Raw genomic sequence first — 25466 nt, 5'->3', positions numbered from 1 at the left:
CGTAGGTTCAGAACTGCCGCTTCGAACCGGCAGCCCTGAACGTGCGGGCAGTTTCTCGAGTGCACGGGTGCACGGGTGCACGGGCGTTAGACGGCAGCGGGCGCTGGCTTGGCGGCAGGGGCTGGCGCCATCGAGAGCAGCCGCTCGACCAAGTGCGGCGCGAACTGCTCCTCAAGCTCGAGCACTACGCGGCAGTGCGCCCCGGCCTGCACCGGGTAACCGAGGTACTGTCCCCGCAGGTCGCACACCGTCTGCCCGCGGCCGGGACCGGAAGTGGTGTCGACGTCCACGGAAACCACCGGGGCGGTACGCAGCGCCACACTTCCGACGGCGATCGCGGCCGCAAGGGGATCGTGCATTGCACAGCAGCGCCGCCCGAAAATCCCCTCGTAGAAGCCGCTGTAGTGCGCCAGCATCTCGCCAAGGGCGTGAACCAGCGGCAAGGATGAGGCGAGCAACTGGGTTGCGTGCTCTTCCTCCAGGGCGTTGGACATCGTGACATCCAGCGGCACCAGCGTGATGCTCCAGGGCGCCGCGAAAACCTCCCGTGCGGCTTCCGGGTCGTTCCTGATGTTCGCCTCGGCCACGGCGCTGATGTTTCCGGGAACCAGCGCGGCGCCGCCCATGATCGTGATTTCCGCGACCAGTTCCGGCAGGCGCGGATCCAGGCGCAGCGCTTCGGCGATGTTCGTCAGGGGTCCGATCGCCAGCACACGCAGCGAACCGGCGTGCTCGTGCGCGAGGCGAACCAGCATCTCGGCAGCCGTTTCGGTGACCACCGCTGACCCGGAGCCGGGAAGGAAGACCCCGCCCACGCCGTCGTGCCCGTGGACGTGCGGCGCACCGCCGCCGAACTCGCCGGCCTGCGGGTGGTGCAGGCCCACCGCCACCGGAATCGTGGAAAAGCCTGCCATGGAGAGCAGCTTCAGCGTGTTCTCTGCACCCACCGAGGCTGACACGTTTCCACTCACCGTACCGATGCCGCGCAGGTCAACGGACGGTGTGGCGAGCAGGTAGGCGAGGGCGAGGGCATCGTCGATCCCGGTGTCGCAATCCAGGAAGAACGGTAATTTCGCAGGAGAGTTCACAGCGTGCCTTTCTGGGAATCTTCACGGGGAGCTGGCACCAGCAGGCTGACCAGGAAGGCTGCCGCGGTGACCCCAACGGAAATCCAGAGCGCGACGACGTAGCCCCCTTCAGTGCCGAGACCGGCGAACGGGGCCACGAGCGCGACGCCGAGGCTCGCGCCCGTGCCGAAGGAGGCACCGTTGAGCCCAGGCAGGGCTCCAGGCGCATCCTTGGGCGAGAGCAGGACCGAGAGGCCGTTGACCGCGGTGAGGAAGAACCCGTTGTAGAAGATGCCGAGCGCTGCCACGGCCGCCAGGACCGCCCACTGGTTATCGGCGAACAGGGCGGCTGCGATTGCGCACGCCAGGCTCATGGCCGAGCCGATGCGCAGGGTCTTGATCCACCCCGTCCGGCTGGTCAGCCAGCCCGCCAGGGGAGCAGCGAAGACGCCGATGAGCGCAGCCGGTGTCAGGAACAGTAGCGCCGAAAGTGATGCGGTCAGCCCGAAACCGTTCTCGGCATCCTGGCTGAGGAGGACCACCGTGAAGTTCATGATCGCGAAGATGCCGGTCAGCGTGAGCACGGTGGTGGCGATGACGGTCCATACGTTCCGCGAACGGAGGTGATGCACGGCGATCAGCGGCGAAGACCTACGCTTTTCCAGGAAGTAGAAGCATGCGAAGGCGGCGACCGTCGCCACGCCCAGCAGGAGCGTCTGGACCGAGGCCCATCCCGCGGCGGATCCGGTGGTCACGAAGTAGCTCAGGCACACGAGGAACACGGAGAGGAACGCTGCACCCCACCAGTCCATGCGCCCGGTCGAGGACGACGACGGCGCCCGCCCGCCTGGGACGACGGCCAGGATGCAGACGGCCGCGATCGCGGTGAGGCCCAGCACTACGAGGAAGATCGACCGGAAGCCGAACGCTTCGGTCATGAGCCCGCCGACGTAGCCGTCGAAGCCGGCCACTCCGCCGTTGACCGCGGCGAGAATTCCCACGGAGGTTCCGAACATGCGCGAGTCGAGGTTCTCACGCAGCACGATGTACGCGAGGGCGAAGATCGCACTGGAGACGCCCTGCAGGAAGCGGCCGACGATCAGCAGCGGAAGCGTTGGGGCCAGCAGACAGAGCACGGTACCGGCGGCCATCACGCCGAGGACCAGCAGCAGGGCACGGCGGCGGCCGAGGAAGTCGCTCCACCTGCCCATGATGGGCCCGGAGATCGCACCCGCGAGGAAAAACATGGACTGGACCTGCGCAACCGCGGCGGAATCGGCGTCGAAATCTGCACCGATCTGCGGAAGCGCGGGGGTGACCATGCTCGCGTTGAGCTGGAACGAGAGGACGCCCAGGAGGAGCGTCGTGATGAGGATGGAGGCTTTCGGGCTTCGTCGTGTTGATGAGGCTTCTTCGGCCACCGGCGACGCCGAGGGTGTTGTGAGCACGGCAAACTCCTTTGTTTCGTTCAGGGCGTGTCACTAGGATACAGGTTGTTATACAACCATGTATGACGCGCAAGTACAACGTGTGGCGAAGATCGCGTAATATCTCAGTACCTTCCACGAACTGGGCCACCGCACAGTCGTCCGGGAAGCCCGCATGCCCGCTCGGGCCGGCCAGCTGGCCATCCGGCAGTCCTGACGCTTCAACCCCCAAGGAATCCCCATGACCAACTCCAGCCTGACCGTGCTCGGCAGCATCAACCTCGACATCATCGCCACAGCCGAACGCCTGCCGACCGCCGGTGAAACGATCGGCGACGGCACGCTCACGCAGCAGCCCGGCGGGAAGGGTGCCAACCAGGCCGTTGCTGCCGCGCGGCTCGCCGGATCGGCGCAGCTTATCGGTGCAGTGGGCGACGACGACGCCGGCCGTCTGATGCTCGAGTCCCTCGCCTCCGCGGGCGTGGACATCACGAAGGTCGCGCACCGCAGCTCGCCGACCGGAACCGCGTTGATCGTGGTGGACGCGAAGGGGGAGAACCAGATTGTCGTCTGCCCGGGCGCCAATAGCGAGGTCTCCGTTGACGGCGTCGACTTCGCCGAGGACCAGATGCTCCTGTGCCAACTGGAGATCGGCGTCGACGTCGTGGTTGAAGCCTCCCGCAGCCATCCGGGTTTCTTCGCTCTGAATGCTGCTCCGGCGCAATCCCTCCCGGCGGAGCTGGTGGAGCGCTGCGACCTGGTGATCGTGAACGAAACTGAATATGAGCTCATCCCGGAACTGGCCTCAGCGAAGCTCGTGGCGGTGACCTACGGTGCCGAAGGTTCTGCGCTGTATCGGGACGGTCAGCTCGCGGCCCGGGCTCCCGGGCGGAAGGCGAAGGTGGTCAACACCATCGGCGCCGGCGACGCCTTCTGCGCAGCGCTGGTGTTGGCGTTGCGGAACGGCCTCGCCGACGAGGAAGCACTGGGCGTGGCAAACGCGGTGGGTGCGGATGCGGTGGGCCAGTTGTCCTCGCAGCCGGACCTGGCGCCGCTCGCCCGGTACATCGAGGATGCCCGCATTGAGGCCGCCCGATGAGCACCAAGCTTGAAGCAAAGCTTTCGTTCCGGTTGGCATCCAGGGAAGACTTCGACGCGGTTCGCCGGATCACGCTCGATGCGTACCTGGCGGCGGGGCACGTCGATGAGGCGCACCCTTACCTGCGGATTCTTGCTGACGTTGAGCGCCGGGCCGAGTCGGCTCAGGTCTGGCTGGCCGATTACGACGGCGGACCAACCGGCACCGTCATGCTCACCGGCGCGGGTGAGCCGTACACGGAGGTCGCGCGGGAGAAGGAGCTTGAATTTCGGATGCTCGCGGTGGATCCTGCTGCGCAGGGCAATGGCGTGGGCCGTGCGATGGTCGAGTGGATACTGGACCGGGCCCGCGCGCTCGACGGGATCGACGCCGTCGTGCTCACCAGCGCCTCCTATATGGTGCCCGCGCACCGGCTTTACGAATCGCTCGGGTTCGAGCGGATGCCGGAGCGGGACTGGAGCTTCGACGGGACCGAAAGGAACCTCTGGGTCTTCCGCCACGCGCTCTAAATCGATTCTCCCCAAATGGTCGTTCTGGAGCACTTTTGAGTGTTCAGAACGACCATTTGGGGAGAGTCGATACCTAAGAGAGCGCTCCGAGCGCCCTCGCGATCGGCACCGCCGACGCCGCCGCCCACGCCTGCGGACGGCACGACGCCGGGTAGGGCACCGGCGGCCACATGTCTTCCGCCGAGTGCCCCGAGAACAGTTCGGGCAGCCGCCAGTCGAAGCCTTCAGCAGCACGGAGCAGACCAGTTGCGACCACGGCCGCCTCCTCCGCAAACCCGTCCTTCACCAGGCCGCTGATGATCATGCCGGTGTCATGGCTCCACACCGAACCCGCGTGGTACCGCGTGGGCCAGAACCCGCCGTTGGTGGTGGATACCGTGCGGATCCCGTAACCGGAGAACATCGTGGGGTCCATGAGCCGGCGGACCACGTGCGACTGCTCCTCCTCATTCAGAATGCCCGTGCCAAGGAGGTGGCCCATGTTGCTGGTGACGCCGTCGACCGCTCGCTTGGAAGCGTCCAACGCGATCGCAGGGTAAGGGCCAAAAGAATCCGTGCACCAGAACGCCTCACGGAACCGCAGCTGCAGTTTCTCCGCGTAGCCGCGCCAGTCATCTCCACCGGGCCGCCCGAACGCGTCGAGCAGCGCAGCCCCGCCCATCGCAGCCTCGTACGCGTACGCCTGCACCTCGGCCAGGGCAATCGGGCCATCAGCGAGCGAGCCGTCATGCCAGCGGATCGAGTCCCCGGAATCCTTCCACCCCTGGTTCGCGAGCCCGTGCCCACTTTCGTCCTGGTACTCAAGGAAGCCGTCGCCGTCGGAATCGCCGTGGTCGCGCAGCCAGACGAGCGCCGCGTCGAGTTGGTCGAGTAAACCCTCGACTTCCGACGCCGGAAGCCCGGCCTGCCAGGCATCATGCAGCAGGCAGATCCACAGGGGAGTGGCGTCGATGGTGCCGAAGTAAACCGGTGGCAGGGATACGCCCGAGCCGCCCTCGCTGAAGGAGAGCGTGCCGCGGCGCACCTCGTGAAGAATTTTCCCGGGCTGCTCGGCAGTTTCAGGATCGGTGGAGTCTCCCTGCCGCGCACCCAGGGCGCGCAGCGTGCTGCCCGCCAACCGGGTGTCCACCGGCAGCAGCAGGCGTGCAGAGATGAGCGAATCCCGCCCGAACATGGTGAAGAACCAGGGAGCCCCCGCGGCCAGGAACGTATCATCAGGGTGGGCGGCGGTTGCCATGCGCAAACCGTTCAGGTCAGAGATCGAGCGTTCCATCAGCCGCTGGGCAGCGTGGCCCGTGACAGCCGGAACCGAAAGTCCTGGTCCGCGCGGCGCCACCATCGGCGCGCTCGTGTCCGACACCGATAGCCGCCAGGGGAGTACGACGACGGCGCCGGGCTCCACGTCCACGTTCCAGGTCAGGGCGATGCGGCCGCGCTCGTAATCAGTGTGCGCGCCGGGTGCCTCAAGGGAAGCGGTAGTGGCATCGTTGCGCCAGTTCCACCGCGGCCCGGTCACGGCGACCGGGCCACCGCTCACGCCGGACTTCACCTGCTCCATGGGCGTGTTGTCTGCCTCCAGGACGAGCTGCACCTCAAGCCGGACCAGGAAGTTGTACGCGGATTCGATCCGCAGCTGTTCGGAGATGCCGCGAGCGTCCGCGGTGCGGGTGCGGGTGAGGTACATCAGCGGATCGGCCACCTGTGACTGGACCCGGACGAAGTGCAGGTAATCAACCTGTTGGGCAGAGCGCACCTGGGTTGAGACCCAGTCCGGTTCCTCGCCGTTGACCGTGAGCACCGCGGAACGGATTACACGATCATCTCCGCAGTGGATGCCCTGCGCTCCGTTGCTCCGAATCTGGCCGTACGGATCAGCCCACGCCTGGACGGGAGCACTGAAGACGCCGGTGAGGTTGTGCAGGAAGGGCTGTAGATACGCCACGTAAGGTGCTCCTCATTCCATAACGGACAGGTGGGCGTTACCTCGAGCTTAGCGCCGTCGTCGTTATTTGATCGTTCAAATTAGTGATTGACATCATATTTGAACGTTCATATTCTGTAAACCAGTAACCACTCGAAGGCGGAAGGAAACAGTATGGCAAAAACCACGCTCGTCAGCCTGGCTGACTCCCTCGGTGTCTCGCGGCAAACCGTGTCCAACGTGATCAACGCCCCGCACCGGGTGAAGCCGGAGACCCGCCTGCGCGTGCAGAACGCCATCATGGAGAGCGGCTACCGTCCCAGCGCGGCCGCCCGCCAGCTGCGCACCCGCCGGTCCATGAACCTCGGCATCCGCATGATGCCGGTGGTGGATGGGATCAACGGCTCCATCCTGGACCGCTTCCTGCACGCGCTCACCGAAGCCGCCCAGCAGGAGGGCTACCGGCTCACCCTGTTCTGCGCGGACTCGGACGCCGATGAGATCCGCCAGTACGAGGATCTCCTCAAGGTCGCTGACCTTGACGGCTTCGTCCTCACCGGCACCCACTACGGCGATGACCGCACCGCGTGGCTCCTCGAGAACGAGGTGCCCTTCGCCGCGTTCGGCCGGCCCTGGAGCAGCGTCGAGGACCCGTTCGAGTCCCGCCACCCCTGGGTGGATGTCGACGGCGGCGCAGGCACCGAACAGGCTACGCGCGTCCTGATCGACCAGGGCCACACCGCCGTCGGCTTCCTCGGCTGGCCCGAGGGTTCGGGCGCCGGTGATGACCGCCGCACCGGCTGGAGCCGTGCGATGGCGTCGGCGGGACTTCCCACCGCGAATCTCGACATCCGGGCCGACGACGGCGTCCCCGCCGGAGCGCAGGGCGCCGAACGCCTCGTCGGGAAGGGGGCCACCGCCGTCGTGTGTGCCAGTGATTCACTCGCCCTCGGTGCAGCGGCGAAGATGCGGCAGTTGCTGCCCAGCCACGGGTCGCCCGCCGTTATCGGCTTCGACGACACCCCGGTGGCCGCCGCCGTCGGGCTTTCCAGTGTTGCCCAGCCCACGGAAGACGCAGCGCGGCACCTGATCTCCGTACTCGCACACCAGCTTGCCGAGGGGGATGAGGAGACCGCCCCCGAGCGGCACCTGATCCTGCCTCCCAGCCTGATCCAGCGCACACCCTACTCATTCAGCAGCATGTGACCGTCCACCCGAAAACAAGAACATAAGGAATCAGACAATGAAGACTGCACATCCCCGAAAGCGGCTCGCTGTCGCCATCACCGCGGCATCGATGCTCGCCCTCACAGCGTGTGGCGGCTCGGGCTTCGATGAATCCGCGGAGGAAGGCGGCGAACAGACGCAGGCAACTGACGCGCCCGTGAGCGTCCTCATCGGCTCCTCGGGCGACGCGGAAACCGAAGCGGTCAACACCGCCGTCGACGCCTGGGCCAGCGAGTCCGGCGTGGAGGCATCCGTGATCGTGGCGTCCGACCTGACGCAGCAGCTCAGCCAGGGGTTCGCCTCCGGAGAGCCCGCCGACGTGTTCTACCTGTCCACCGACGCCTTCGCCGGCTACGCAGCTAACGGTTCGCTGGAACCGTACGGCGAGGACCTCGAGAACAAGGACGACTACTACCCGGCGCTTCGCGAGGCGTTCACCTACGAGGACCAGCTGTACTGCGCGCCGAAGGACTTCTCCACGCTCGGGCTCATCATCAACACCGCCATGTGGGAGGAAGCCGGGCTGACCGAGGAGGACATCCCCACCAACTGGGACGAACTCTCCGCTGTCGCCGAGCAGCTGACAACTGACGACGTCGTCGGGCTGGGCTTCAGCCCCGAGTTCCAGCGCCTGGGCGTCTTCACCGCGCAGGCCGGCGGCGGCCTGGTGACCGACGGCGAAGCCACCGTGGCGAGCCCCGAGAACGCCGAGGCGCTGGGCTATGTGAAGCAGATGATGACCGACGGCGTTGCCGCCTACTCCTCGGATCTCGGCGCAGGTTGGGGCGGCGAAGCCTTCGGCAAGGGCCTCGCGGCGATGGTCATCGAGGGCAACTGGATTGCCGGTGCCATGACCAATGACTTCCCGGACATCGCCTACCAGGTTGCTGAGCTACCCGCCGGACCCAGCGGGCAGGGCACGCTTCAGTTCACCAACTGCTGGGGGATTGCAGCGGACAGCGACAACGTCGAGGGCGCCAAGGCCCTGGTGGAGCACCTCACCTCACCGGAGAGCCAGCTCGCGTTCGCTGAGGCGTTCGGCGTGATGCCGTCACTGCAGTCGGTGGCGAGTGACTGGTCCGAGCAGTACCCGGACCTGGCGGCGTTTATTGCGGGAGGCGAGTATGCGCAGAACCTTCCGGCCCAGCAGGGTGCGGCGGATGTGCTGTCGGAGCTGAACTCGCAGCTGGAGTCCCTGGAGTCTTCGGAGCCGCAGCAGATCCTCGAATCCGTGCAGCCGTTGATGGAATCCGTGCTCGCCGGCTGATGCCGGCTTACTGACTCGCAGCGGCGCCCCTTACCTGAGATCCCTTGTCTAAGGGGTCTCAGGGCGCCGCCGCGGGAAACCAATAGCGGCAAAAGATCGAGGCCTCCCAGATGACATCCCATCAAGCATCCCAGTCAAAACCGGCGCGGTCCGCTCCGCAGCGCCGCGGCAGCATCCGCGGCAGGCAGGGACTGGCCGGCTGGCTGTTCATCGCCCCGATCATCCTGATCCTCGGGTTGTTCCTCGTGATCCCGGTCCTGATGGCGGCGTGGGTGAGCGTCTCGGACTGGACCGGACGCGGCAGCCCGTTCTCCGGTTCCGTGAACTTCGTCGGAACGGAGAACTACTCGACCATCCTCGGCGGTGAAGGACTGATCGGCCGGGACTTCGGAACTTCGATACGGAACAACTTCTACTACGTGGTGCTGGTTGTTCCCCTGCAGACAGCGCTCTCGCTCTTCCTTGCGGTGATGGTGAACCGGCAGATCCTCAAGGGTCGCGGATTCTTCCGGACCGCGTTCTACTTCCCGTCCGTCACCAGCTCGGTTGCGATCACGGTCCTGTGGCTGTTCCTCTTCAGCGCAACCGGCGTGGTGAACAAGGTGCTGTCCTTCTTCGCCATCGAGGGTCCCAACTGGTTCCAGGACCCTCGCGGCGTACTGCACATCCTGCTGGGAGTCGTGGGGCTCGACCAGGCGCCGGATGCCCTCCAGGATCCCGCCTTCCTCGGCATCAGCGGCTGGGAATGGCTCGCCGGGCCATCGGTTGCCATGACGGCCTTTGTCCTGATGGCCATCTTCACCACTTCGGGAACGTTCATGCTGCTCTTCATTGCCGCGCTGCAGAACGTCAGCGGGGAAGTGCAGGAGGCCGCAATGATGGACGGCGCCACGGGCTGGCAGCGGTTCCGTCGCGTCACCCTTCCGATGCTGCGACCAACCCTCTTCACCGTGCTGACGCTCGGGCTCATCGGTACGTGGCAGGTCTTCGACCAGATCTACACCGGCACCCAGGGCGGCCCGGCCAAGACCACCCTGACTCCGGCGTACCTGTCCTTCAACTCGGCATTCGTTGACCAACAGTGGGGAGTGGGCGCGGCCATCGCGTTCGTACTGTTCGCGATCATCGTGGTCCTGACCCTGGTTCAGCGCTGGGCGCTGCGGGAGCGCGATGTACCACGACGACGGCGGATGGTGCCCGCCGGGGTCAGTGGCGGTTCCAGCGCCGCAGCCGCACCCGGCATCGCGGCGCCGAAGGACGAGAAGAGGGACACCCACTGATGAGCACGGCAACCGCACCCGCCCCGGAAGCGACGAGCCGCCGTCGTCCTGTCTCGCCTGCGCGGCGCAGGGCAACCCGCGGCGCGTGGATCACGTACGGCATCCTCATCGCGCTCGCGATCATCTACATCTTCCCGTTCCTGGTGCAGGTGGCGACGTCCTTCAAAACGGAGCCCGAGGCCGCCCAGGACCCGCTCAGCCTCATCCCGCAGAACTGGACGGTGGCCGCGTACGAGGGGTTGTTCGCGAATTCCGACTTCCCGCTGTGGGGGCTGAACTCGTTCATCGTCACGGTGTTCATAACGCTCGGGCGGGTCTTCTTCGACTCGCTGGCCGGCTACGCACTGGCCCGTATACCGTTCCGAGGCCGCGGTCTTGTGTTCGCGCTGCTGGTCGCGGTGATGGCGGTGCCCGGCGTCGTGCTGTTGATCCCCAAGTTCCTGGTCATCAACCAGCTGGGCATCTACGACTCCTACACCGGCATGATCCTGCCCCTGCTGGCGGATGCGGCGGGCGTGTTCATCATGAAGAACTTCTTCGAATCGATTCCGGTCAGCGTGGAGGAGCAGGCACGGATCGACGGCGCCGGGACGTTCCGCACGTTCTGGTCGGTGGTGCTGCCGATGGCGCGGCCGGCGGTCATGACGATCGTGATCCTGTCCTTCCAGGGTTCCTGGAACGAGCTCAACCACTTCATCATCTCCACTCAGGATCCCTCGTTGACCACGCTGACCAAGGGCGTTGCCCAGCTGGCGTCCGGTGCGTTGAGTCAGGGCACCCAGTATCCGCTGAAGCTCGCAGCGGCGGCGCTGATGACGGTTCCCGTGGCGATCGTGTTCTTCGTGTTCCAGAAGCGGATCATGAACGCATCGGCGGGTGCCGTGAAGGAGTAAGGGTCTACCGCCCGGGACGCAGGCTCGGCGACCCATGCACGCCAGCGCCGTCGGCCATCCCGTCGATCACCTCTCGCATCGCCGCAACCGAGGACCGCGTGGGCTCCCAACCCAGCAACGTACGCGCGCGGTCCGTGTTCATTACCGGTGCTCCGGCCGCCATGTCGATCCAGCCCGGATCCGTCGCCTGCAGGTGCAGGCTCCATGAGGCGGCGACGACGGCGCGCAGCACCGAGACGGGGATATCGAGCACCCGCTTGGCACCGAGCAGTCCACCCACCAGTGCGGGAGTCAATACCGGTTCAGCGGCAATATTGAACGCTCCCGAGGCCCGCTGGTCCACGATCCTCCAGTACGCATCAGCCATATCCGCGGCATGCACCGATTGGAAGATGAGTTGCGACGGAATGGGCAGCACCGGGATCTTCAACTTGTTCAGGATGGACTTGGGAACCAGCGGGCCGAGGAAGAACCGGCCGATCTCCTCGCCCGCATCCGCCTGGAAGATGAGGCCCGGGCGCACCCGTGCCACCGGGATTTCGGGGTAGTCGCGCTCGAATGCATCGAGGAGGTCCTCCTGCGCTGCCTTGTGACGGCTGTAGTGGGAGGTCGGGATGCCCCCGGTCGGCCAGTCCTCGGTCACGCGCTGGTCCTTCGGCGCCGGACTGTAGGCACCCACGGACGACGCGCAGACAAAGTGCCTTACGCCGGCGTCGGCCGCAGCCTGCAGGGTGTTCTGCGTGCCGGTTACGTTGGTGCGGTGCATCGCATCTTCGTCGCGGTTGGGCTGGATAGCCCAGGCGAGATGTACGACGGCGTCGGCCCCCTTGAGCGCCTCGGTGAGGACTTTCCGGCCAGCATCGGTGCCGACGTCGGCGGTGTGCCATTCAACCCCGGTGTACGGAGGTTGCTCCAATGACGGCTTGCGGCGGGAGACGCCAACGAGGGAGATGTCCGCATTCTCCTGACGGGCCTGTTGGAGACGTCGCAGGACCGCCGTTCCCACGTTGCCTGTTGCTCCGATGACAGCGATGCGCATTTGGGACCCTTCGATTGGCTGGAAAGTCTCTGGCGGCCTGAAATCCACACTAAACGCTCGACCACCCATTGCAATACTAAGTATCCTTATGGTTCGGTGGAAGAAGCGGATCCCGAACCGGAGGTGGAAGGTGAGCACAAAAGATCCAGCACAGGCGGATTCGACGGAGGAGGCCACACAGGCCAAGGCTGCATCGAGTCCGCACCCCGATGATTCCCGCAAACCGGATGATCCAACGGACATCAAAAAGCCCGCGTGGGGATATGTCTTCAAGCGCACCGTCAGCGAGTTTAGCCGTGACCAGTGCACAGACCTCGCCGCGGCGCTAACCTACTACGCAGTACTGGCGATCTTCCCGGCACTGCTGGCCCTCGTCTCCATCCTCGGGTTCTTCGGGCAGGCTGAAGCGACAACGGATGCGGTGCTGAACATTCTTGCCAACGTGTCGCCCGATGCAGAGACCACGCTCCGGCAACCCATTCAGCAGTTGGCCTCTTCAAACGCCGCCGGTCTGACATTCGTCATCGGCCTTGTCGGCGCCATCTGGTCCGCTTCGGGATTCGTTGGCGCTTTTGCCCGCGCAATGAACCGGATGTACGAGGTGGAGGAAGGGCGTCCCTTCTACAAGCTGCGCCCCGTCATGCTGCTGGTCACCGTCGTGGTGCTCCTTCTGGTGGTGTTGATGGCGCTGCTGCTGATTCTGTCCGGGCCGGTTGCGGAGGCGGTCGGTAACGCGATCGGTCTCGGCCCTACAGCAGTCATGATCTGGAATATCGCCAAGTGGCCGGTCATGGTGTTCTTCGCGGTGCTGATGATCGCCGTGCTCTACTACGCCGCACCCAACCTCAAGCAGCCCAAGTTCAAGTGGGTGAGCGTCGGCTCACTGATCGCCCTGGTCGTCCTGGCAATCACCACCGCAGGGTTCTCCCTCTACGTCGCGTTTTCGGACAGCTACCAGCGAACCTACGGGGCAATAGCGGGCGTCATCATCTTCCTGCTATGGCTCTGGTTGGCTAACCTGTCGCTCCTCTTCGGTGCCGAGTTCGACGCCGAACTTGAGCGCGCACGCGAACTGCAGGCCGGTATCGAGGCGGAAGAAACCGTGCAGCTTCCCCCACGGGACACCAAGCAGGCACGCAAGAAGCGGGACAAGCAGATCGAGCTCGTGGACAAAGGCCGCGAGCTGCGCCAGAAGTACCGCCGCCAGAAGGAAAGCCGAGAAAGGATCAAACCATGACCCACATCGCAGACATGATCATTGCCCACCCAAGGCCGTCCGGGCACCTGCAGGCGGGCGATCTGGCAGCAGCCATCGAAGCCTGCTTGGACTGCGTCGCAACGTGCGGAAGCTGCGCCGACGCCTGCCTCGGCGAGGAAAGCATTGCGGACCTGCGCCATTGCATCCGGACCGACCAGGACTGCGCGGACATCTGCCTCGCTACGGTACGGATGCTCCAACGTCAGGGAGGACACCATCCCGGCGTGCTCAGGCCGCTCCTCGAAGCGTGCCTGCAGGCCTGCCGCAACTGTGCCGAGGAATGCGAGCAGCACGCTTCCATGCATGACCACTGCCGGATCTGCGCCGAAGCATGCCGCCGCTGCGAAGCGGCCTGCCAGGTACTCCTCGACAGCCTCGCCTAACGGAACTTCCACGAGCTCAGCGGACGACGTCGGCTCAGTTGGCTTTCATCTGGCTCCCATCTGAACAGATTAAGGTGTCCCCATGAACGAGCACAGCACCAAGGGTGCCTACGTGGACTCCGGCAAGGAGTTCAAGCGCGACACGAACTACATCGAGACCCGGATCACCCGGGACGGCGCGGACGGCTTTTCAGTGGAGCCGGGCAGGTACCGGCTGATTGCGGCGCGTGCCTGCCCGTGGGCCAACCGCTCGATCATCGTCCGGCGGCTGCTTGGCCTCGAAAACGCCATCTCGCTCGGCACGCCCGGGCCCACGCACGACAAGCGGTCCTGGACCTTCGACCTGGATCCGGGCGGCAAGGATCCGGTGCTCGGAATCGAGCGGCTCCAGGAGGCGTACTTCAAACGCGACCCCGGGTACCCGCGCGGGATTACGGTGCCGGCGATAGTGGACGTCAATACCGGCGAGGTGGTCACCAACAACTTCCCGCAGATCACGCTCGACTTTTCCACCGAGTGGACCGAGTACCACCGGGAAGGGGCGCCCGAACTCTATCCCGAGGATCTGCGCGAGGAAATCGACACCGTGAACCGGCGGGTCTTCACGGAGATCAACAATGGTGTGTACAGGTGCGGCTTTGCCGGATCACAGGAAGCGTACGAGGACGCCTACGACCGCCTGTTCACCGCACTGGACTGGCTCGAGGAGCGGTTGTCGAGCCAGCGCTACCTCGTGGGCGACACCATCACCGAGGCCGACGTGCGACTGTTCACCACGCTGGTCCGGTTCGATCCGGTGTACCACGGGCACTTCAAATGCAACCGCAACAAGCTGACCGAGATGCCGGTGCTTTGGAGTTACGCACGTGACCTGTTCCAGACGCCGGGGTTCGGCGACACCGTCGATTTCGACCAGATCAAGAAGCACTATTACGTGGTGCACGAGGACATTAATCCCACCGGGATCGTCCCGAAGGGGCCCTCACTCGAGAACTGGCACTCTGACCACCAGCGGGAGCGTCTGGGCGGAAGCCCCTTCGGACGCGGAACACCGCCAAGCGCGGCACTGTAACCCTCGGAACTTTCGTGCACGTCTGGCGGCTTCGAGGGTGGCGAAGTCGCCAGACGTGCACGAATCTTCGCGCGAAATAGAGTACAGAACCGTTTCTTAATGCCGCCCTGCATAGGCTAGCCTTACTTAAGTCCGAGCTCGACAGACTTGAAGGAGGCATGCATGGCCATCGACGCCGCCTCCCCTCGGACCCTCGAAGCACCCGCCCGTAAGCGGCCCGCAGCGCGGGGACTGAAGCTGACAATCGCGTCGCTCGTGCTCCTGCTCGCAGCACTCGCATCGTTGGCAATCGGCGCCCGGCCCATCAGCATTGAGACTCTCTTCCAGGCACTCACGGCGTTCGACCCCGCGAACGGGGACCACGCCGTCGTACTCTCCCGAGTACCGCGAACCATTATCGGTCTCCTGGTTGGAGCGGCCCTCGGACTTGCCGGTGCAGCGATGCAGGGCGTTGCACGCAATCCGCTCGCAGATCCAGGCATCCTGGGCGTCAACGCCGGCGCAGCGCTCGCCGTGGTGATCGGCATCTTCGTCTTCGGCGTCACGAACTTCACCGGTTACATCTGGTTCGCGTTCCTCGGCGCAACCGCCGCCGCAGTGCTGGTGTACGCCGTCGCCAGTCTCGGACGCGATGGCGCCACACCGGTCAAGCTCGCGCTCGCCGGCGCCGCACTATCGGCAGGAATGGTCTCGCTGCTCAATGCGGTGCTCGTCTCCAGCCAACAGACCTTCGACACCTTCCGCTTCTGGCAGGTCGGCTCGGTTTCCGCTCGTGGCTGGGAGGTCATCGGTCCGGTAATTCCGTTCCTCGCCGTTGGTTTCCTGCTCACGCTGCTCACCGGGAAGGTGCTCAACAGTCTTTCCCTCGGCGATGACATTGCCCGCGGACTAGGCCAGAACGTTGTCCTGGCTCGTGCGCTGACCGCCCTCGGCGTCGTTATCCTCTGCGGGGCAGCGACGGCGGCTGCCGGCCCGATCGGCTTCGTCGGCCTGGTCATCCCGCACGTTGTCCGCGCCTTCACCGGCCCGGATTACCGCTGGATCCTGCCGTTCTCGATGATCCTCGCACCGGTCCTGCTGCTCGTCGCGGACATCATCGGCCGCATCATCCTGCCGCCGGGTGAGGTGCAGGTGGGCATCGTCACCGCAGTTATCGGCGCCCCGGTCTTCATCTGGCTGGTACGACGCCGGAAGCTGGCACAGCTATGAGCCTCACCAAAGCCCCCGTTGACTATTCAAGTAATGACGGAATACGCCTGCCAAAGCGCCATGATCTCCGCACTCAGCGCGCGGTCAAGATCGGTGCCCTCGTCTTCGCGGTCATTGCCCTCAGCTCCGTCACTCTCCTGCTTGGCCGTTATACGGTCACCATCCCGGACTTCTTCCGCATCCTCGGCGGAGCCGACATTCCCGGCGCCAGCTTCATCGTGATGGAGAACCGGCTTCCCCGCGTCATCATCGGCGTGATGATCGGAGCGGCGTTCGGGGTGGCTGGCGCAATCTTCCAGACCATGCTGCGCAACCCGCTCGCCAGCCCGGACATCATCGGCATCAGCTACGGCGCCAGCGCCTCGGCGGTGTTCGCGATCGTGCTGCTCGGTGCATCCGGCCTGGTGCTCTCAGGGTTCGCGATGATCGGGGCGCTCGCAGTAGCCCTCGCCATCTATTTCATCTCCCGGCGAGGGGGAGTGGCCGGTTACCGGCTCATCCTTGTCGGGATCGGCTTCTCGGCGGTACTGCAGTCGGTGGTCAGCTTCCTGCTCACGCGAACCGACATCAACGTCGCAACGGATGCGCTGGTCTGGCTGAACGGGTCGCTGAACTCCAGCAACTGGGACCGCGTGAGCGTCCTGGCACTCGCGCTGATGGTACTGGCGCCCGCCGTCGTTGCACTCTCCCGCTCGCTGCGTGGGCTGGAACTGGGCGACGACACCGCAGCCGGCCTCGGCGTCAATGTCGAGCGTTCACGGCTCTCGCTCATTGTGACCGGTGTCCTGCTGGCGGCGGTTGCGACGGCGGCTGCCGGGCCGGTCTCCTTCATCGCTTTCCTCTCCGGGCCGATCGCGCGCAGGTTCCTGAACGGTCACCGCCCGTTGCTGACCGCGGGGCTGGTGGGTGCGGTCATTGTTCTCGCTGCCGACTTCATCGGCGCCAACCTGATTCCCGATGTGTCGCTCCCGGTGGGCGTGATCACGGGTGTGCTCGGGGCGCCGTTCCTGCTGTGGCTACTAGCAACATCCAACCGATCTGGCCAGGGAGGCTGACATGAGGTTGAACGCCAAGAATCTGACTCTCGCGTATGAGGACCGCCGCGTGGTCGAGGACCTCACGGTCGAACTGCCCGAGGGCAAGGTCACCGTGATTGTCGGCGCCAACGCGTGCGGCAAGTCCACGCTGCTGCGCGGGCTCGCGCGGCTGCTCAAACCGGCGTCTGGCTCGGTGCTGCTCGATGGAAAGAACATCCACTCCCTGTCCACCCGCGCCGTTGCCAAAACGCTCGGCCTTCTCCCGCAGACGCCCGTCGCACCGGACGGCATTGCCGTTTCCGACCTCGTGGGCCGCGGCCGCTACCCGCACCAGGGCTGGTTCCGCCAGTGGAACCCGGACGACGACGCCGCCGTGGCCGCCGCACTGCAGGCTACCGACACACTGGAACTCGCGGACCGGAACGTGGACGAGCTTTCGGGCGGTCAGCGGCAGCGGGTCTGGATAGCGATGGCACTGGCCCAGCAGACAGACATCCTGTTGCTCGATGAGCCGACAACCTTCCTTGATGTTTCGCACCAGGTCGAGGTGCTTGACCTCATCACCGACCTCAACCGCCGTGCCGGAACCACCGTCGCGATCGTGCTGCATGATCTCAACCTCGCGGCACGGTACGCCGATCACCTGATCGCCATGAAGGGCGGACGCATTGTTGCGCAGGGCGCGCCGTCGGACGTGGTGACGGAGGAGACCGTCGGTGAGGTGTTCGGGCTGCAGTCCCGTGTCATCGGCGATCCCGTTTCCGGTACGCCCATGGTCGTACCGATCGGCCGCCACCACTCAGCGTCCGAGGACGCAACCACAACAGAGACCAACCCGGAGCAGAACCTGGGTTTTTTAGCGAACCCGCAGGACGGGATTCGAGCACTGACCATGGAGGCAGCATCGTGACCGAAGTGAGCACCAAGCGACAGAGTCGCACTGAATCCCGCGCGGCAACAACCACGGCCCAGGGAACGGTGTCGGCGATTAAGGCGTTCGACGTCGTGGTCAGCCGGGTGGAGCGCATCAGCGCCAACTTCCAGCGGATCACTTTCGGTGGAGCGTGCCTGGCGGACTTCGGCGTGCAGGGTTCCACGCTCGATCTCCGGATCAAGGTCATGATCCCGCCCGCAGGCAACGAGGGCGTGGATATCGGCGCGCTGATGGCCGACGGCGGCAGCACCTGGTACCAGCAGTGGCTGGCCCTGGACCCGCGAGAGCGCGGTGACATGCGCACCTACACGGTCCGCGAATCGCGCTGTGACAGCCAGGTTCCGGAGTTGGACGTGGACTTCGTCATGCACTTCGACGCCGAGGGCAAGGGCGGCCCGGCGTCGTCGTGGGCTGCCACTGCCGCACCGGGCGACCGGGTCTGGCTGATCGGTCCCAACGTGCACGCCGCGACATGCGCAACTGCCGGTGCCTACGGCGGCATCGAGTGGCGTCCGGGTCTGGCACAGAACGTCCTGCTGGCCGGTGACGAGACAGCAGTTCCGGCGATCAGCGCCATCCTGGAATCGCTGCCGAAAGACATTGCGGGCCATGCTTTCCTTGAGGTGCCCGACAGCTCGGACATCCAGGACATCCAGACGCCGTCCGGCGTCGGCATCAGTTGGCTGGTGCGCAGCGGCCGTCCGCACGGCGAACTGCTCGACGCCGCCGTCCGCCAAACGATCAAGGTTCCGGGTTGGGTGTCCCTTGCGGCACCGTTCCGCGTCGCTCTCGGCGCGGATACGCCTACTGCCCAGGCGCTGAGCGCTGCGGCAGGCGGAGCTGCGGGGCCGGAGCCCGAAGAGATCGACATCGACAAGACGATCCTCTGGGAAACCCCGCAATTGCTCGACGCCGCAGCCCTCGACGGTTCACTGAACCCGGACAAGCCATCTGGAGCGCTGCCGTTCTACGCGTGGATTGCCGGGGAGGCCGCCGTCGTCCGCGGACTCCGCCGTTACCTCGTGCGGGACGTGGGCATCGACCGCAAGCAGGTTGCATTCATGGGCTACTGGCGGCAGGGCAAGGCCGAGCTGTAAGCGGTCTCTGTCCGAACCGTTTCCGGCTGTGGGCGTCTGGGTCCGAACCGTTTTCGTGCAGGAGGTGGCCTGTCTCCGAACCGTTTTCGTGCAGGATTGAGTGCCCCAGTCGGCGTGTCGGTCGCGACACGCCGCGGTGCGAGCTGCATCCGGCTCAGACCTGCACGTAATCGCGGGGGTAGGCCAGGACAGAGCCAGAAACCAGGCTTACGGCTCCGGGTTCGTGAGGATCGCCGGGTCCTTCTTGCCGTAGGGCATGCGCAGTTTCAGTGAGTTCGGTTCCACCCGGAAGGCCATGTGTCTGCCCTTGCCCAGGGCGTCGCCGTCGAGTTGGATCTCCAGCGGCGTGTCGACCTCAACCTCGGCCTCCTTGCACTGGAAGTACTCGAGTGAGGGGTCCTTGCCCTTGCCGCGGGCCACGAGCTTCCCGAGCACAGCGAACCAGCCAAAGGCGCCGCTCGGCGCGACGGTCATGATGTCCAGCAGCCCGTCGTCGATCTTCGCGCCCGGGAAGATTTCCAGGCCGCCCATGATCTTTCCGCAGTTGCCGCCCATGACGCTGCGGAGGCGGCGCGTCATACGTTTCCCGCCGTCGAGCGTGATCTTCACCTTCGACGGCTTGCCCTGCAGATTGCGGATACCGGCGTCGACATAGGCGAGCCAGCCCACCTTGTCCTTCAGGTCATCCCGGGTGTCCGCCATGATCGACGCATCGAAACCCAGCCCCGCCATGACCAGGAAGACGTGGGCGTCCTGGGCCCGGTCCACATTCACATAGACGACGTCCACCTGCCGCTCCGTGCCGGTCAGAGCTGCCTCGACGGCCGAGCGCGGATCGTCAACGTCGATGTCGAGGTTGCGGGCCAGCAGGTTGCCGGTGCCGAGCGGGAGCAAGCCGAGCGCCGTCGTCGTACCCGCAAGTTCCTCGGCCACGCACCGTACGGTGCCGTCGCCGCCGGCGGCGATAACGACGTCGACCCCCGCCTTGAGTGCCTCCTGCGCCTGGCCGTGCCCCGGGTCATCCTCCGTTGTCTCCAGGACGAGGGGCTCGTCCCACCCTTCCTGGGCGCTCAGTTCCGCGACGATACCGCGGATGTCCTCCTCGGTGGGTTTGACCGGGTTGAGGATCAGGGCGGCGCGCTTGCGGCCTGATCCCGGCTCTGGTTGGGACTCCGGCAGGGATTCGGGCATGCTGATCTCCTCACGAGGTGCTATTCGTAACCGAGCTTAGCGTCTGCGCAGGCCGGGTGTGCCCTGCGCCTCCGCCGACTATGCTGGTTGGGCGAAAGTAGCGTCCCGGTACTCATCGGATGCCCGCAGGAATCGCCGCATAGGAGGAGCCATGACCAAGGATCAGCAAGCACCGAAGCCAGCCGACGAGGCCGCGCAGGAAGGCAACGATCTCGGCGGTTCGCCGACCTTCCCCAACCCGCCCTCAGCCCAGCCAACCGGCGATCCGGCTGGGTTCAACGGCTCGTTCGGCGAAACCGAGCACCACACCCAGCACGAGTACGACGCCGGGAACCAGGCCTCGAAAGAGGACGGCGACAAGGACGAGGAGAACTAGGCCCGGTGGAGTTCACCCAACGGTATGTCGCCCTCGGCGATTCATTCAGTGAGGGCGTAGGGGACTGGAATGCTGAGTGCCCCAACGGCGTGCGCGGCTGGGCGGACCGCGTGGCGGAGCAGCTGATCCTTGCCGACCCGTCCTGGGGCTACGCCAACCTGGCCATCCGCGGCCGCAAGATGCGGCAGATCCTGACCGAGCAGGTCGACGCCGCACTGAAACTGCAGCCCACCCTGGTCACCATCTATGCGGGTGCCAATGACATCCTTCGGCCCTCCATCGACCTGGACGCGCTGATGGCGGAGTACGACGCCGGCATCGCGCGGCTGCGCGGGTCCGGTGCCGCTGTGGTCCTGTTCACAGGGTTCGATTCCGTGAAGTCAGCCGTGTTCGGCAAGACCCGCGGGCGGACCGCGATCTACAACGAACTGGTGCGTGAGATCGCGGACCGCCACGATGCCGAGATTGCCGACTACTGGCGGATGCGCGAGTTCCAGAACTGGGACTACTGGGACGTGGACCGGATGCATATGGCCACTGCCGGTCACACCCTGATGGCGGCGCGGGTCCTGGAGGTGCTGAAGTCGGCGCACAGCATCGAGGTGCCCGAACTCGACACGCGGCCGGCCCGCTCACGCCTCGCGCAGATCAAGGATGACGCTGTGTGGGCGCGGGAATACCTTGCTCCCTGGGTGGGGCGGAGGCTCCGCAGGCAATCCTCGGGCGACACGCTGACAGCGAAGTACCCGCAGCTGGTTCAACCCGTGTGGAAACCGGCAACCCGCAGCGCGGTGTGAGGAATAACACGGCGCATGCCCGTCCCGCGTGGTCATGGGGATGCGTCGGTGCTCAACCAGCGAACAGCGGCCTGATGTAGGCGCTCCGGTTCGGTTTCGTGAGGCAATTTCACTAAAATTGAAGGTCTGTTTTGCGGGCGATGACCCGCAAGGGATCTCGGTTCCAAGCAAATGACCTCACGAAAGGCCCAAATGCCCATGGACGATCACTATTCCACCAAGACGGCAAAAGGCGGATCCGCCCGACGCTTCGGGAAACGCAAGCTCGCCGTCGATGACATCCAGGTAGTTGAGAAACCAACGCTCCGCAAGGCAGTCGGCGGCACCGTCGTGGGAAACACGATGGAGTGGTACGACGTCGGTGTCTTCGGATACCTCGCCGTCACCATGGGTGCAGTGTTCCTGCCGCAGGCCGATCCCGCAGTCCAGCTGCTGTTCGCCCTCGGCACCTTTGCTGTGACGTTCATCTTCCGCCCGCTTGGCGGCGTCGTCTTCGGTTACATCGGCGACAAGATCGGCAGGCAGAAGACCCTTGCATGGACGCTGATCATGATGGCTGCGTCAACCTTCGCGATCGGCCTGCTGCCGGATTATGCGGCGATCGGGTTCCTGGCGCCAGCGCTCCTGGTGTTCCTGAAGATCCTGCAGGGTTTCTCCACGGGCGGCGAATACGCCGGCGCCACGACCTTCGTCAGCGAGTACGCGCCGGATAAGCGGCGCGGGTTCCTGGCGAGCATCCTTGACCTGGGCAGCTACCTGGGCTTCGCCGTCGGCGCCGTTGTGGTCTCGATCCTGCAGGTCACGCTCGGGCAGGACACCATGGAGGCCTGGGCCTGGCGCATCCCGTTCCTGATCGCCGGACCGCTTGGCCTGATCGCCATCTACTTCCGGATGAAAATCGAGGAGTCGCCGGCATTCCAGGCAACGCTCGACGCCCAGGAGGAGGGCGCCAAGGAAGCCCAGACCAACGACGACGCCGTCTCGCACGGCCCGCTTGGAATCTTCCGCCGCTACTGGCGCGGCATCCTCATCGCGATGCTGCTGGTCGCCGCGGCGAACACGGTCGGCTACGCGCTGACCTCCTATATGCCGTCCTACCTGACCAGCGTTCTCGATTACGATCCGCTGCAGGGGACCGTCCTCACCATCCCGGTTCTGGTGGTCATGGCGTTGTGCATTCCGCTTGCGGGACGTCTTTCGGACCGCATCGGACGCCGCCCTGTTCTCTGGATCGGATCCGGAAGCACCATCGTCTTTGCGATTCCGGCGTTCCTCCTGCTCCAGGTGGGAGCGGTGTGGTCCACCCTGCTCGGACTTGCGCTGGTGGCCTTCCCGGTTACCTTCTATGTCTCGATCCTCGCGTCGTCGTTGCCTGCCCTTTTCCCGACCGCCAGCCGGTATGGGGCCATGGGCATCGCCTACAACTTCGCGGTTGCGATCTTCGGCGGCACCGCGCCGTTCATTATGCAGGGCCTGGTGGACCTGAGCGGTGACGACATGATGCCTGCCTACTACCTCGTGGCCACCTCGATTGTGGGCGCGGTGACGGTGTACTTCATGAAGGAGTCCGCGCGTAAGCCAATGCCCGGTTCCATGCCGTCGGTGGACACCGAGTCGGAGGCACAGGCCCTGGTGGCCAACCAGCACAGGAACGAGTTGCTGGACTACTCGGAGCTGCCTCTGGACCTGGAGCCCGACGGCGAGCGCAAGCCGGCCGGCGTCTGAGACGTGCCGCGCGCCTTTTATGCCAGAATGACCGGTATGACAGGCGCGCGGTGGTTGGGTCCAGCGGAACGGCAAGCTTGGCTCGCTCTCTATGCGGTTGCCACCATGCTGCCCGGGACGCTCGATGCTGATCTGAACAGGCGCGCCAAGATCACGTTGTTCGATTACCACGTCCTCGCCATGCTCTCCGAAGCGGGGGACCATACTCTTCCCATGAGCGAGCTGGCCGGGCGTTCGAACGCATCGCTGTCCCGGCTGAGCCATGTGGTCACCAAGCTTGAGGGCAGGGGGTGGGTCCGGCGAAGCCAGAGCACCCGGGACCTTCGCGTCACCACGGCCACAATCACGGGCGAGGGACTTGAGAACCTTCAGGTCCTCGCCGTGGACCACGTGGATTATGTGCGGCAACTGGTGTTCGATGCGCTTGACGATAGGGACGTGACTGACCTCGAACGGGTCGGGAAGAAAATCCTCGCCCGCCTGGATGAGACGCACTGGATCCTGAAGCAGTCGGCGCCGGTGGTCTCGGCGTGAAGACGCCGTCCATCCTGGCCATCATTCTTGCAGGCGGCAGTGGAGGGCGACTGGGGTCGTTGACCGATCGGAAGGCCAAACCCGTTGTCCCGGTGGGCGGAACGTACCGCCTGATCGACATTCCACTGTCCAACCTTCACCACAGCCACATTTCCGATGTCTGGGTGGTGGAGCAGTACCAGCCCAAGTCCATCAATGACCACTTGGCCAACGGCAGGCCATGGGACCTTGACCGGACCAACGGCGGACTTCGGGTACTCCCGCCTTTTGAGGGCGAGCACGGTGAAGGCTTCGCCGAGGGAAACGCCGACGGGCTGTATCGCCAGGCTGAGTTCATCCGTGAGTTCGCCCCGGATCTCGTCCTTGTCCTCAGCGCCGACCACCTTTACCAACTCGATTACCGCGACGTGGTGAAGACCCACCAGGACACCGGCGCTGTGCTCACCATGGTGACCAAACAGTACGACGGCGATGCCTCCCAACACGGTGTCCTCGAGTCTGCGGACGGCCTGGTTACCGGTTTTGAGTACAAACCGGAGAAGCCGCAGACAGACATTGTGGCCGCCGAGATTTTCCTCTATTCGGCGGATGTACTACTGGATACGTTGCAGGAGCTGCACGAGCGGGAGGGGCAGCTCGAGGACTACGGCGATCAGTTGATTCCGTATCTCGTGGAGCACTCAACGGTTGCCGAGCACAGGCTCGATACCTACTGGTTGGACCTTGGGACGCCGGAAAACTATCACCGGGCGCACATGGACCTGTTGGACGGCCACGGCCTGCCCTTTGACGATCCCCATTGGCCTATCCTCAGTGCCAGCCCCAGGCGTCTTCCCGCCTTCGTCGGGGAAAGTGCCAGGATTGGTTCGAGCCTCATTTCTCCCGGTGCACGGGTTGAGGGGACGGTGACCCACAGCGTTATTGGACCCGATGCCGTTGTGGAGGAGGGCGCCGTCGTCGTCGATTCGGTGGTGCTGGACCAGGTGAAGATTTCATCCGGTGCTCAAGTGCGTTCGACGATCGTTGATACTGCAGCCGTTCTTCCGGCAGGTTTCCGTGGGGGCGAGCCTGGGGTTGTGACTGTGGTCGACTCTGACGGTGCGTCAGACTAGCCTGATTCGATTGGTCTTAACCCGTGTCACCTCCTAGAATGGAGGGGCATCAGATGGCGAAGCGTGCGCAATTGCTCCGGTTTTCAGGATTTTTCTTCCTGCGGGCCGGTAGTTAGGGGCTCAGGTTGCGCAGGATAGCGCGTCTCCCGGCAGTCTTACGGACAGTCATTACAGGGCGTCACTGATTGCATTCCATGGCAGGTAGCACTGTCTGCTACTTGCTTTATTCAATCTTTGGAGGATCGTCATGGCAGCTCACTGCCAAGTGACTGGAGCCGAGCCGGGCTTTGGGCACAGCATTTCGCACTCGCACCGCCGCACCAAGCGCCGGTTCGACCCGAACATTCAGAAGAAGCGCTACTGGGTACCGTCCCTGCGCCGCAACGTAACGCTGCAGGTTTCGGCCCGCGGCATCAAGACCATCGACGTCCGCGGTATTGACGCCGTGGTCGCTGAGATCCAGGCGCGGGGAGTGAAGCTCTAATGGCAAAGGACAAGGACGTACGTCCGATCATCAAGCTGAAGTCCACGGCCGGTACCGGGTACACCTACGTGACCCGCAAGAACCGCCGGAATGACCCGGACCGCATGGTCCTCATGAAGTACGATCCCAAGATCCGCAAGCACGTCGAATTCCGAGAGGAGCGCTAAACATGGCTAAGAAGTCAAAGATTGCTCGTAACGAGCAGCGCAAGGTCATTGTTGAGCGCTACGCGGCCAAGCGCCTCGAACTCAAGAAGACCCTTGTGGATGAGAACGCTACCGATGAGGCTCGTGAAGCTGCACGGCTCGGCCTGCAGAAGCTTCCCCGCAACGCTTCGCCGGTTCGCCTTCGCAACCGCGACCAGATTGACGGGCGTCCCCGCGGCACGCTCCAGAAGTTTGGCATCTCGCGTGTCCGCTTCCGCGACATGGCGCACCGTGGCGAACTGCCCGGTGTGACCAAGTCCAGCTGGTAAGCATTTAGTCCCACACTGGAGCGGCGACTCTCACGGGTCGCCGCTTCAGTCAT

26 protein-coding genes are annotated in these 25466 nt (G+C 64.8%); 21 read left to right on the top strand and 5 right to left on the bottom strand.

Annotated elements, in window-relative coordinates; genetic code table 11:
* Nucleotides 1-86: 86 nt before the first annotated feature.
* Together BJ994_RS13235 and BJ994_RS13230 are read right to left on the bottom strand one after the other, a co-directional pair.
* Nucleotides 87-1088 carry a nucleoside hydrolase gene (locus tag BJ994_RS13235; RefSeq protein WP_167994766.1) on the bottom strand — a complete coding sequence of 334 codons (1002 nt, stop codon included), beginning with the start codon at nt 1086-1088 and terminating at the stop codon, nt 87-89.
* Nucleotides 1085-2488, bottom strand: coding sequence for an MFS transporter (locus tag BJ994_RS13230; RefSeq protein WP_342450449.1), 1404 nt, complete (start codon nt 2486-2488; stop codon nt 1085-1087). The genes BJ994_RS13235 and BJ994_RS13230 overlap by 4 nt, the downstream gene beginning before the upstream one ends.
* 247 nt (nt 2489-2735) lie before the next feature.
* Between BJ994_RS13230 and BJ994_RS13225 the strand changes: the two genes are divergently transcribed.
* Entirely contained in the window at nt 2736-3593 is an 858-nt protein-coding gene (locus BJ994_RS13225; protein WP_167994764.1) for a ribokinase, read from the top strand.
* Entirely contained in the window at nt 3590-4102 is a 513-nt protein-coding gene (locus BJ994_RS13220) for a GNAT family N-acetyltransferase (protein ID WP_167994762.1), read from the top strand. Before BJ994_RS13225 ends, BJ994_RS13220 begins: the two co-directional genes overlap by 4 nt.
* Before the next feature lie 73 nt (nt 4103-4175).
* On the opposite strand, the gene BJ994_RS13215 is transcribed toward BJ994_RS13220, so the two are convergent.
* Entirely contained in the window at nt 4176-6044 is a 1869-nt protein-coding gene (locus tag BJ994_RS13215; protein ID WP_167994760.1) for a glycogen debranching N-terminal domain-containing protein, read from the bottom strand.
* A 153-nt stretch (nt 6045-6197) separates the two neighbouring features.
* On the opposite strand from BJ994_RS13215, the gene BJ994_RS13210 reads away from it, so the two are divergent.
* The 4 genes from BJ994_RS13210 to BJ994_RS13195 all read left to right on the top strand — a co-directional run bounded on the left by BJ994_RS13210 (nt 6198) and on the right by BJ994_RS13195 (nt 10690).
* Nucleotides 6198-7229 carry a LacI family DNA-binding transcriptional regulator gene (locus BJ994_RS13210; RefSeq protein WP_167994759.1) on the top strand — a complete coding sequence of 344 codons (1032 nt, stop codon included), beginning with the start codon at nt 6198-6200 and terminating at the stop codon, nt 7227-7229.
* Nucleotides 7230-7266: 37 nt separating this feature from the next.
* Nucleotides 7267-8517, top strand: coding sequence for a sugar ABC transporter substrate-binding protein (locus BJ994_RS13205; protein ID WP_167994758.1), 1251 nt, complete (start codon nt 7267-7269; stop codon nt 8515-8517).
* A 110-nt stretch (nt 8518-8627) separates the two neighbouring features.
* Nucleotides 8628-9797 carry a carbohydrate ABC transporter permease gene (locus tag BJ994_RS13200; RefSeq protein ID WP_167994757.1) on the top strand — a complete coding sequence of 390 codons (1170 nt, stop codon included), beginning with the start codon at nt 8628-8630 and terminating at the stop codon, nt 9795-9797.
* Entirely contained in the window at nt 9797-10690 is an 894-nt protein-coding gene (locus tag BJ994_RS13195; protein ID WP_167994756.1) for a carbohydrate ABC transporter permease, read from the top strand. Before BJ994_RS13200 ends, BJ994_RS13195 begins: the two co-directional genes overlap by 1 nt.
* Before the next feature lie 4 nt (nt 10691-10694).
* Here BJ994_RS13195 and BJ994_RS13190 read toward each other — a convergent pair whose 3' ends face one another.
* A complete protein-coding gene (locus BJ994_RS13190) occupies nt 10695-11729 on the bottom strand; it encodes an NAD-dependent epimerase/dehydratase family protein (protein ID WP_167994755.1) in 1035 nt (344 codons plus the stop codon).
* Nucleotides 11730-11859: 130 nt separating this feature from the next.
* On the opposite strand from BJ994_RS13190, the gene BJ994_RS13185 reads away from it, so the two are divergent.
* From BJ994_RS13185 to BJ994_RS13155, 7 genes are all read left to right on the top strand, one after another.
* Nucleotides 11860-12966: a YihY/virulence factor BrkB family protein gene (locus BJ994_RS13185; protein WP_342450375.1), complete on the top strand. Its 1107-nt coding sequence runs from the start codon at nt 11860-11862 to the stop codon at nt 12964-12966.
* The gene (locus tag BJ994_RS13180) at nt 12963-13370 is read left to right on the top strand and encodes a four-helix bundle copper-binding protein (RefSeq protein WP_167994753.1); all 408 of its coding nucleotides are present in this window, start codon (nt 12963-12965) and stop codon (nt 13368-13370) included. Before BJ994_RS13185 ends, BJ994_RS13180 begins: the two co-directional genes overlap by 4 nt.
* Nucleotides 13371-13452: 82 nt before the next feature.
* On the top strand, nt 13453-14442 hold the full coding sequence (locus BJ994_RS13175) for a glutathione S-transferase family protein (RefSeq protein WP_167994752.1): 990 nt from the start codon (nt 13453-13455) through the stop codon (nt 14440-14442).
* A 162-nt stretch (nt 14443-14604) separates the two neighbouring features.
* Entirely contained in the window at nt 14605-15651 is a 1047-nt protein-coding gene (locus tag BJ994_RS13170; RefSeq protein ID WP_167994751.1) for a FecCD family ABC transporter permease, read from the top strand.
* A complete protein-coding gene (locus tag BJ994_RS13165; protein WP_167994750.1) occupies nt 15648-16706 on the top strand; it encodes a FecCD family ABC transporter permease in 1059 nt (352 codons plus the stop codon). The genes BJ994_RS13170 and BJ994_RS13165 overlap by 4 nt, the downstream gene beginning before the upstream one ends.
* A 1-nt stretch (nt 16707) precedes the next feature.
* Nucleotides 16708-17598 (top strand): ABC transporter ATP-binding protein, encoded by an 891-nt coding sequence (locus BJ994_RS13160; protein ID WP_167994748.1) that lies wholly within the window; start codon nt 16708-16710, stop codon nt 17596-17598.
* A 68-nt stretch (nt 17599-17666) separates the two neighbouring features.
* A complete protein-coding gene (locus BJ994_RS13155) occupies nt 17667-18719 on the top strand; it encodes an SIP domain-containing protein (RefSeq protein ID WP_167996020.1) in 1053 nt (350 codons plus the stop codon).
* Between the two features lie 207 nt (nt 18720-18926).
* Here BJ994_RS13155 and BJ994_RS13150 read toward each other — a convergent pair whose 3' ends face one another.
* Entirely contained in the window at nt 18927-19910 is a 984-nt protein-coding gene (locus tag BJ994_RS13150; RefSeq protein ID WP_167994746.1) for a diacylglycerol/lipid kinase family protein, read from the bottom strand.
* Nucleotides 19911-20061: 151 nt separating this feature from the next.
* Here BJ994_RS13150 and BJ994_RS18195 point away from each other — a divergent pair, with 151 nt between their 5' ends.
* From BJ994_RS18195 to rpsN, 8 genes are all read left to right on the top strand, one after another.
* Nucleotides 20062-20286 carry a hypothetical protein gene (locus BJ994_RS18195; RefSeq protein ID WP_167994744.1) on the top strand — a complete coding sequence of 75 codons (225 nt, stop codon included), beginning with the start codon at nt 20062-20064 and terminating at the stop codon, nt 20284-20286.
* A gap of 5 nt (nt 20287-20291) precedes the next feature.
* Nucleotides 20292-21083 carry a GDSL-type esterase/lipase family protein gene (locus BJ994_RS13140; protein ID WP_167994742.1) on the top strand — a complete coding sequence of 264 codons (792 nt, stop codon included), beginning with the start codon at nt 20292-20294 and terminating at the stop codon, nt 21081-21083.
* Nucleotides 21084-21281: 198 nt separating this feature from the next.
* Complete coding sequence (locus tag BJ994_RS13135) at nt 21282-22808, top strand: MFS transporter (RefSeq protein ID WP_245192294.1); 1527 nt, start codon at nt 21282-21284, stop codon at nt 22806-22808.
* A gap of 36 nt (nt 22809-22844) precedes the next feature.
* Entirely contained in the window at nt 22845-23342 is a 498-nt protein-coding gene (locus BJ994_RS13130; RefSeq protein ID WP_167994738.1) for a MarR family winged helix-turn-helix transcriptional regulator, read from the top strand.
* The gene (locus BJ994_RS13125) at nt 23339-24454 is read left to right on the top strand and encodes a sugar phosphate nucleotidyltransferase (RefSeq protein ID WP_167994735.1); all 1116 of its coding nucleotides are present in this window, start codon (nt 23339-23341) and stop codon (nt 24452-24454) included. Before BJ994_RS13130 ends, BJ994_RS13125 begins: the two co-directional genes overlap by 4 nt.
* A gap of 247 nt (nt 24455-24701) precedes the next feature.
* Entirely contained in the window at nt 24702-24938 is a 237-nt protein-coding gene (gene rpmB / locus BJ994_RS13120) for a 50S ribosomal protein L28 (RefSeq protein ID WP_026545364.1), read from the top strand.
* Nucleotides 24938-25105: a 50S ribosomal protein L33 gene (rpmG, locus tag BJ994_RS13115; RefSeq protein ID WP_019481734.1), complete on the top strand. Its 168-nt coding sequence runs from the start codon at nt 24938-24940 to the stop codon at nt 25103-25105. The genes rpmB and rpmG overlap by 1 nt, the downstream gene beginning before the upstream one ends.
* A 2-nt stretch (nt 25106-25107) precedes the next feature.
* Nucleotides 25108-25413, top strand: a complete 306-nt coding sequence (rpsN, locus tag BJ994_RS13110) for a 30S ribosomal protein S14 (RefSeq protein ID WP_026545363.1) — start codon at nt 25108-25110, stop codon at nt 25411-25413.
* Nucleotides 25414-25466 lie beyond the last annotated feature (53 nt).

The organism is Arthrobacter pigmenti (assembly GCF_011927905.1).
Taxonomy (GTDB): Bacteria; Actinomycetota; Actinomycetes; order Actinomycetales; family Micrococcaceae; genus Arthrobacter_D; species Arthrobacter_D pigmenti.
This window is presented reverse-complemented; position numbering and strand designations above follow the sequence as displayed.